Consider the following 8,673-nt stretch of genomic DNA (forward strand, 5'->3'; position numbering starts at 1 on the left):
GGAGAGAGGGGAAGATACCTGCGGGGTTTCGGTGCCGTTCGAGCTGTTTTCGGGGGTTTTCGGCGAGGGGTTTTTCAGTTCCCATCCCCGTTTTTCCATGTCGTCCAGAGTCTCTTTGGGATTTTTGTTTTCGTGAAAGTTGTGGGGAACGGGAATGATGAAGTAGGACATATGGTTGACGCTTTTGGTGCTTTTGTATTTGAAAACACCGGGTTTCTGCCGGCCGATCATGTTCAGAATCTTCTGTCGGTCCATGTTTCTCTCGGTTTTCTGCCCTGTCATCTGCTATTCCTTTGGGGTGGGTGTATGTTTCGTCACGATCGCCTCGAAGGCGGTGCCGTCCACGCTCTCTTTTTCGCGGAGAGCTTTCGCCAGCGCTTCGATGGCGTGCCAGTGGGTCTGGACGAGTTCGGCGGCGGTGGCGCGGGCATCGTCGAGCCATCGGCGGATGTCGGCTTCCACGGTTTGTGAGAAGAGCTCGGTTTTTTTCAGGCTCTGGAGGCTCAGGGGGCCTGTGCGCTCGCCCATGCCCAGCTCCGTGACGGCATGGTGGGCGAGGGCGGTGGCCTGCGCCAGGTCGGAGGCGGCGCCGCTGTCGATGCCCTCTTCGCCGTAGGCGCGTATCTGGGCTTCGCGCCCTGCGAGGGCGACGGCCATGCGGTGGCGGATTTCGCGGCGGGTCATGTTTTTGAGCCGTTTTTCACGGTCGTACGAGACGAAGCCCAGGGCGTTGGCCCGGGGGGCGACGGTGACCTGCTCGATGCGCTGCTTAGGCAGCAGTATGTGGGAGACCACGGCGTGGCCAGCTTCGTGGACGGCCGTGGAGGCGAGCAGGGCGTCGACCGATTCGCAGGAGAGGCGGGAGCCGTATTTGACGGTGTTGATCTGCTCCACGAGGATCTCTTCGGTGAGTTTGTCGAGGCCGTGGCGAAAGAGGTAGAGGGCGCTTTCGCGGGCCACTTTCTGCAGGTCGGCGCCGGACATGCCGGCGGTGTAGGTGAGCAGCCGCTCCATGTCGAAGGGGCCTTCGGAGGGTTTTTCGAGGATCTTTTTCAGAAACCAGCGGCGCGCTTCGCGGTCGAGCCGGTCGATCTCGATGTGAAGGTCGATGCGTCCGGAGCGGAGGATGGCCGGATCGATCTTTTCGATGAAGTTGGTAGCGGAGATGATGAAGATGCGGTTTTGGGGTGAGTCGGAAAATCCGCTCAGTTCGCTCAGGAACTGGTTGATGACGATGTCGCGGGGGCTGCCGTCGCGGCGGCCGAAGGCGTCGATTTCGTCGATGAAGACGATGGCCGGGGCGTAGTCGCGGGCGCGGCGGAAGACCTGTTTCATCCGGTCGATGTCGAGCATTTCGGTGCCGGTGGTTTCGATGAAGGGGAGGTCGGCTTCGTTGGCGAACGCTTTGGCGAGCATGGTTTTTCCGGTGCCGGGCGGGCCGTAGAGGAGCATGCCGCGGGGCGTGCGGACACCGAAGTTTTTCAGAGGTTCCGGGGATCTGAGCAGCCGCACGATCTCTTCGAGCCGGGTTTTGGCGGCGGTGTGGCCGGCGATGTCGCGGAAATTTATGTCGGGGATGTCGAAAACGAGCCCCGCGTCGCTTCCGTAATCGGCCGCGCGGTCGAGCTTTTTGCGCTGCAGGTTTTCCAGCGTGAGAGTGAGGGTGTGTGCTTCGGTTTCGCAGCGGATGGTGTGGCTGTAGGTTTCGTTGCGCCGGAAGAGGGTGCGCAGGAGCCGGTTTCGCTCCGTCGGGGTGCGATCGAGCAGGTCGCTTCGGAGGGTGCGGGCCGCGTTTTCGTCGACGCGAAAGAGGATCTTTTCGGGTGTGGTGTCGCTGCGCCGGATCCAGTCGGTGACGATGTCGAAGAGGTGCTGGGGGGCTTGGGATTTGAGGCGACGCGGGTCGGCGTGGGGCGAAAAGGAGAGGATGACCGCCGCATGGAGCAGCTCGGGGTCTTTCAGCTCCACTTCGATGCCGAAAGTCTCGACGAAACGCTCTTTTACCGCCTCGAGGCTCTGCCCGAGGATGGCGGCGAGGGCCCCGTAGGGGAGCTTTCTGAAAAGCACCAGCTTCCCCTGGGAGAGGCGGGAGAGGAGTTCGGCGGGGATCGCTTTGGTTCGGTTTCCTCTGACGGTTTTCTCTTCGCGCCCGACCGCTTCGAGGAGGGTGTTGGCCGCTCCGACGGGGTCGTGTTTGAGCGCATCGAGAAATTCCGGCGAGTTGTAGAGTTCGCTGCCCAGATTGGAGGTGAAGACCAGCACCGTCTCTCTGAAGTCGACCGTTTCGCCCGTGTAGCCGTCGATCGCTTCGCCGGAGCCGAGCAGCTGGAGGAAGTTTTGCAGGACGCCGGGATGGGCCTTTTCGATCTCGTCGAAGACGATGACGGAGCGGGGGTGCTTTTTGACGAAAGAGGTGAGGCGCCCCTCTTTCGCGTCGGTGTAGCCTTCGGTGAGGCCGAAGAGGCCGAAGCCTTCGTTTTCGCTGGTGTACTGGGTCATGTCGAAAAAGCGGTAGTGCCCATACCCTTCCAGATTTTCGGAGAGGAGGCGTGCGAGCATGGTTTTTCCGGTGGCGGGAGGGCCCAGGAAAAAGAAGATGGCGCGGGGCGTGTCGCGGGGAGGGTTGTAGAAGATTTCGGCGATCTTGTCGCATACCGCTTCGATGGCGTCGTCCTGTCCGAAGATCTTCTCTTTCAGGGAGTTTTCGAGGGTGGCGACGGTATGGCGGAAGGCCGCGATCTTTTCGTTTTTCGCATCTGCCGAAACGGCGACCGCTTTGGGGCGGGGAGTGGGCTTCTTTTCTTTCAAAAAGCTTATTTCGCTGTCGAGGGTCACGCTGTGTATTTTCATGTAGCGCACGAATCTTTTGACCTCGTTGTCGAAAGGGAGGCGCGGATGCTCTTTCGCGGTGCGGAGGGCTTTGGGGGTCAGTACCGGATCCACCGGGCCGGAGGCGGGGGTGATTTCCAGATAGTCATGGATAAGCTCGTCGAGCTCCCCTTCGAACCGGAAATTTTCCACCGCTTTTTTGAGGTGTTCTATGGTGATGGTGTCCGCTTCGTCGCGTAACGCGAACCATTTGGCGCCCAGGAGTAGATTTCGCACGGATCAGATACCCTCCTCGTTTTCGTTCAATTCGAAAGCTTTTTGGAACATTCCCATGAAGAGTCTGCTGAAGGCGTCGACGAAGGGGTCGGGTGGAACTTCGCCGGTCTCCATGACCCGGCGTATCGCTTCGCCGTCGGCGGTGCCCTCTTCTGTCATGTAGTCGAAGATGCGCCCGAACTGCGCCGATGTCATGGGGGCGTCTTCCAGAGGGATTTCGACGCTCAGACGAAGGCTGTCGATCACGGGGCGGTATTCCCAGCTTCCGAAATCCTTGAGGTAGTTGAGCGTGAGCGTGTAACGAAAGATTTCGCTGAGATGGGGACTGTCTTTGAAAATGATCGTTTCGTTCTCTTCGTCGAGAAGGTACATTCTCCACAGGAAAAGCTTTCCTTCGTAGCGTGTGTAAATGGTGTGGGAGTAGGTATGGTCCCCTTTTTTCGTGTGGAAAGAGATTTCTCTCTCCGATTCATCCTCGGCGGTCGGAGAGGTCTGGTCGAATTCGACGTCTTTCTCTTTCAGCCATTGGGTGATCTGTTCCAGTGAGACGGCCATGAGAGCTCCTTTTTTTGAATGTGAGATGGGTTGTGTATCGTTATGCTCCGAAAAGCCCGGCGACCACGCCGAAAAACTCCGCCGTCAGCACGACGAGCTCGGCCGATTTTTTGTAGTTTTCGACCTGGGGTGCCAGTTTGGAGAGGGTGGGGACCTCCGCGTCCTCCTCGGGAGGGCGCTCCTGCGCGATTTTTTTGGTGTGGCGTTCTATGGTGTCGAGGACGGTCTGAATCTTTTCATGCTCGCTCCGATAATCGGAGGGCAGAGAGATATAGAGGCTCTCCCGGGCTCTCGTGAAGAGGACGTAGACTTTTCTGAAAAGAATCTCCTCTTCATATTTCACGGCGGTTTCGAGAAACTTGTCAAAATCGTGCAGGACGATATGCTGGGCTTCGAGTCCTTTGATGGACTGAAACGTCATGGCCCGTATATGGTGCCATCCTCTCTTTTTCATGTAGTCGTTCATCTGCCCGGCCATCTTTGTGTGCTGGGTGAGCACCACCACGTCATCTTTTTCATCGAACCGGTCGAGGAGTTCGTTCAGGTGGGTGAACTCTTCGTAGTCGTCCACGACGATTCTGCCATCTTCGAGGATGAAGCGGATGTCGCTGAGAAAGGAGTCTTTGAGATAGTACGACTTTCTGTAGTAGGCGTTGAGCTTCGTGTCGTGCGAGAGGATGTCGAAGGCGCAGCGTGATATGTTCGACGGCGTCCGGTAGACGTTTTTGAGGTTTTTCACCCGTCCTTTCATCGAGATTTTCTCGAAATCGGGGTGGTGGAAGACATCGGCGATCGACTCCATGGAGTAGGAGTAGAACTTCTGGGCTTCGTCGATAAAGAAGATGCAGTCGCGGATCTCTTCGTAGATGACGCGCAGAATGTTGGGCGGCATATCCTGGGTTTCGTCGCAGAGGAAGAGGTCGATGGGCTTTTTTCGCAGGCGGGCGGAGAATTTTTGGCGGAATTCATGGGTCGCTTCCGGGGTTTTGAGCTTTTCGAAGACTTCGCTCAGGTTTTTGCGGTCGTGTATGCCCGCTTTTTCGTAGTCGAAATCGATGCGGCGAAGCAGCTCGAAAAGCGAAAGCACCGCCACGTTCTTTTTGAAATCTTCGTGTTCGAAGATCGATTCGATGTTGTTTTTCAGGCGTTTGTTGAAACAGAGGATCAGGAATTTTTCGTCTTCGTCCCGTTTGAGGCGGTTGGCCACGAAGTTTGTGAGGATGATGGTCTTGCCGGTGCCGGCCACACCCCGGATGATGCGGAAACCTCCCGTGTAGCCGTTGAGGATGCTGAGCTGTTTGTGGTCGAAAAAGAGGATCTCGTCTTTGGTGATGATGGGGAGTACCCGGTCTTTCTGTTTTTCGAGGGTTTTTTTGTCCACGACGATGGATGCGATGGCGAGAAACTCCTTTTTGTTGGGGAGGATGGTGCGTGTGGCGTTGAAAAATCGGCTGAAGCGCTCCCTGTCGGTGATGTCCTCTTTGAAAAAGGTGTGGTGGGCGTAGTGGGCGAAGCTGGGGTTTTTCTCGAAAAAAGCTTTGCCTTCGGCGGCCGGGATCCGGGGGAAAACCACCCGGTACTCCACGTTGACGGGTATTTTTCCCAGTGTGTCTTCGATGTGGCCCAGGAGGATGTTTTTGTAGCGGTGGACCTGCTCGAAGGGGTTGTTTTCGCTGTCGAGATGTTCCAGCGATGCCCAGTTTTTCACCTCGATGGCGAAGACGCCCAGCGAGGGATGAAGCAGGGTCAGGTCGATCTCGACCGTCGAGGTGCCGTTGGCCAGTTTGGCCTTTGGGACCAGAAAGTAGTTCTCATCTTCCGAGTCGGACGAGCTTTTGAGCAGGCGGGTAATCGACTCGAGGACCTCTCTTTCGCCTCTGTCCCCCTGTGTCACCCGTGAAAAAAAGTTGAAAAGGGATTGTCGCATTTAAAAACCTATTTCGTTTTCATCATAAAAAAAGATTTTAAATTTTCAACTCTTTGAAAACCATAAAAAAGCGGATGAAAAAACGAAAATTGCCGCATGTTATCTGAAAACGACACATCCTGTCGCGCACCGGTGTCATCATACGGGTGATGGGCTTCGAAAGAGGCCTGAAAAAAAAGAAAAAGGATGAAACATGAAGAAGTTCGTAACGGTAACGGTTCTGGGTATGATGGCGCTGGGTATGGCTGCGGGTGCGGCCGATTTCGAGTACAACACCTGGCTGAAAGAGGCGTGCAAGGTGCACACTCCGGTGCAGAAGCCCGAAGACGACTACGAGCACTACTACGAGACGCACAACGCGCTGGTGGGGTACGACGACAAAATGCCCTCACCCTCGGACGTGCACGAGGTCAAAAGCGTCGACGGCGTGCACGAGAGAGTGACCTGGCACGGCAAAAAAGATCTCTACACCATCACCCCCTCGATCCACTATCGGGACGGGGAGGCGCGGTAGGCGGTGTCAGCGGCTCGGTTTGGCCGTCAGCCGGTTCAGATAGGCGCCCAGTTCGCGGATGAGCCGGGCGCGCATCGGTTCGGGCGAGAGGATTTCGATGTGGGGGAGCCACGCTTTGATGAGATTGTCGATGTCCTCTTCGTGGCTCACTTCGAAGGTTGCGACGAGAGAGCCGTCCGGGGACTCCTCGACGATGCGCTGTGTGGAGAGGTGCTTTTTGCGCCGGAAGTAGTCGGCGATGGGGGCGGCGATGCGGACCTCGACCGTGAAGCAGTTGCCGTCCTGGAACCAGGCGGAGTGGACGTGCTCGAGGACGGCGGCGATGTCCGGCGCGTCGTAGGTCTGCTGTCTGAGTCTGGGCGAGAGGATCGCGGAGGCCTGGTAGGTGCGGATCTTTCCCGTTTCGGTGTCTCTGGCGAAGAGGTACCAGAGTCCGTCGAAAGAGGCGATGCGGTAGGGCTCGACGGTGTGCTCCCTGCCCCTGTAGTCGAAGGTGACGAGGCGGGATTTGGCGATGGCCTCTTCGAGCAGGTTGGCGGTGGGGGAGTTCATGTCGAAAGGTTCGTAGAGCTCGGGTTTGATGTAGTAGGGGCTGTCGAGGCCGGGGACGACGAGTTTGGAGACGATGGTGTCGACGGCCTTTTTGACGGTCTCTCCGATGGTTGCGACCTGGGAGAGGCCCAGCATCACCAGCAGCATCTCTTCGGTGTCGAGGACCGATTTGTCGAGGCCGAACCCTTCGATGAAACGGTAGCGGCCGAGGGAGTCCTTTTCGATGGGAAAAACGTGGAGGCGTTCGCTGAAATCGCGCTGGATGGTACGCAGGCTGACGTCGAACTCATCGGCGAGCTCTTCGGCGGTGGGGCGTTCGTCGTGGGCGAGTTTGTGAAGGATGATGGCGAGGCGCTGGCTCAGTTTGTCGTGGTCCCGAAGTCTGGACATGGGCGATCCTGGATGGAAAAATCGGAAAAATTCGGGGAAGATTATACCATTTTCCCGGCTGTGCGACACAACCTGTCGCGCCGAAAGCCCATCATGCCCCAAACGAAAGAAAGGAGTGACGATGGCGGGATTTATCGTGGAGAAAAGAGGCGTAGAAAAGCCCGTGGTGCCGGCCGATTTTACCCATGCGCTCTGTACGGGGGAGACCGGAAGCGGCAAGACCAGCGGATTCATGCTGCCCAACATCGAAGAGAGGATCGTGCGAGGGCACGGCATTTTCGCCGTCGATTTCAAGGGCAATCTGCACGCCCAGATCAAATCGCTGGCCCAAAAGCACGGGCGGCTGCGGGATGTGGTGGAGATAGGGACGCCCTGGGGGGAGGGCGTCAACCTGCTGGAGGGTACGAACCGCACCCTCTTTTCACGGATGCTCGACGGCATCGTCAACGAGGAGAAGAGAGATTTCTGGCACGCTTCGGCCGTGGCGCTGGGGCTGCACGTGTACGACATACTGACGGCGATGGAGGATGTGGCCGAGATATTCGCGGAGGCCGGCGTGGAGGGGGTGGAGCCGCCCTACAGGCTCGATCTGCCGAATATGGGGAGGATCCTGCAGCAGGCATCTTCCCTGGAGGGTTTTCTGCGGCGCTGCCGTCTCTTTCTGCAGGAGGAGTGTTACGAGGTCGTGACGAAGCTGCCGCCTTTCGCGCGGGGGGCTTTCCGCCAGGCCAGAGAGGGTGCGGAGGAGCATCTGGAGTTTATACGGAGTTTCGTCAAGGATATCGACGAAAGCTCGCCCGCGGCGGGTTCTGGCGGGGTGCTTTTCAGCCTGCGGCAGCTGGTGCAGGCGATGAGCGACGGTGCCGTTTCCGGAAGCGGCGATCTGATGGAGTATCTGGAGGATGGAAAGATCGTGGTGATACGCAGCGACGCTTTCAGCGACATGCTGACGCGGGTTTTTATGCAGATGCTCTTTACCCGGCTGAGCCGGCGTCTGAGCCACACGCCCGTGACCCTCTTCGTCGACGAATTCCAGCGCGTCGTGGGGAGCGACAACCTGCCCCATGTGGATGTCTTTCGGGAGAAGCGGGTGGAGCTGATCGCCGCGGTGCAGAATATCCGGCAGCTGGAAAACCGGGTGGGGGAGAGGGTGTGCGACGAGTTTCTGGGCAATATCCTCCACCGGTACGAGTTCGCCAACCATCTGGAGAACGATCTGGAGCGTTTCGAATACCGCGTGGGGCGGACCGTGAAGCTCGCCAAACCGGTTTTTCTGACGGAGTACGAGCTGGACGCCGCCCAGTACGCGTGGCAGAAGATCTGGGACAGAAACGTGGAGCTGCCGGGAAAATGGGTCTATCTGCAGGCCGACCGCAGCCGGCGCTGCTTCGTGAAAAACATGGAGAGCGGAGAGGTGCGGCCCCACTTTTTCGTGGAGATGCGTTACAGAGTGGCGGCGGAAGAGAAGCGTGAAGAGCATGGGGAGAAGGTGAAAGAGAGGCAGGAGAGAGAAGAGAAGATATTTTTCGATTAATCGGTATAATCTGCTTTATGGAAACCATACGAATCATCAACACCGGCGGAACTTTCAACAAACGGTACGACCCGGTCGCGGGCGAGCTTTTCGTGC

7 protein-coding genes are annotated in these 8,673 nt (G+C 57.7%); 2 read left to right on the top strand and 5 right to left on the bottom strand.

The genetic code is table 11. From position 1 onward, the window contains the following. From Q1K23_RS05735 to Q1K23_RS05750, 4 genes are all read right to left on the bottom strand, one after another. Positions 1-282, bottom strand: a 282-nt coding sequence (locus Q1K23_RS05735) for a hypothetical protein (protein ID WP_300363183.1), incomplete at its 3' end; no start/stop codon positions are given. A gap of 3 nt (positions 283-285) precedes the next feature. Beyond that, positions 286-3,105 carry an AAA family ATPase gene (locus Q1K23_RS05740; RefSeq protein ID WP_300363184.1) on the bottom strand — a complete coding sequence of 940 codons (2,820 nt, stop codon included), beginning with the start codon at positions 3,103-3,105 and terminating at the stop codon, positions 286-288. A gap of 3 nt (positions 3,106-3,108) precedes the next feature. Then, positions 3,109-3,660: a hypothetical protein gene (locus Q1K23_RS05745; RefSeq protein ID WP_300363186.1), complete on the bottom strand. Its 552-nt coding sequence runs from the start codon at positions 3,658-3,660 to the stop codon at positions 3,109-3,111. Between the two features lie 40 nt (positions 3,661-3,700). Continuing rightward, positions 3,701-5,587 (bottom strand): NERD domain-containing protein, encoded by a 1,887-nt coding sequence (locus Q1K23_RS05750; protein ID WP_300363188.1) that lies wholly within the window; start codon positions 5,585-5,587, stop codon positions 3,701-3,703. Between the two features lie 193 nt (positions 5,588-5,780). Here Q1K23_RS05750 and Q1K23_RS05755 point away from each other — a divergent pair, with 193 nt between their 5' ends. Continuing rightward, entirely contained in the window at positions 5,781-6,101 is a 321-nt protein-coding gene (locus Q1K23_RS05755; protein ID WP_300363190.1) for a hypothetical protein, read from the top strand. 6 nt (positions 6,102-6,107) lie between these two features. Here the strand turns inward: Q1K23_RS05755 and Q1K23_RS05760 are convergent, their stop codons facing one another. Further along, complete coding sequence (locus tag Q1K23_RS05760; RefSeq protein ID WP_300363192.1) at positions 6,108-7,043, bottom strand: WYL domain-containing protein; 936 nt, start codon at positions 7,041-7,043, stop codon at positions 6,108-6,110. 121 nt (positions 7,044-7,164) lie between these two features. On the opposite strand from Q1K23_RS05760, the gene Q1K23_RS05765 reads away from it, so the two are divergent. Beyond that, positions 7,165-8,577: a type IV secretory system conjugative DNA transfer family protein gene (locus tag Q1K23_RS05765; protein WP_300363193.1), complete on the top strand. Its 1,413-nt coding sequence runs from the start codon at positions 7,165-7,167 to the stop codon at positions 8,575-8,577. The last annotated feature ends 96 nt before the right edge of the window (positions 8,578-8,673 follow it).

Source organism: Hydrogenimonas sp. (assembly GCF_029933015.1).
Lineage (GTDB): Bacteria > Campylobacterota > Campylobacteria > Campylobacterales > Hydrogenimonadaceae > Hydrogenimonas.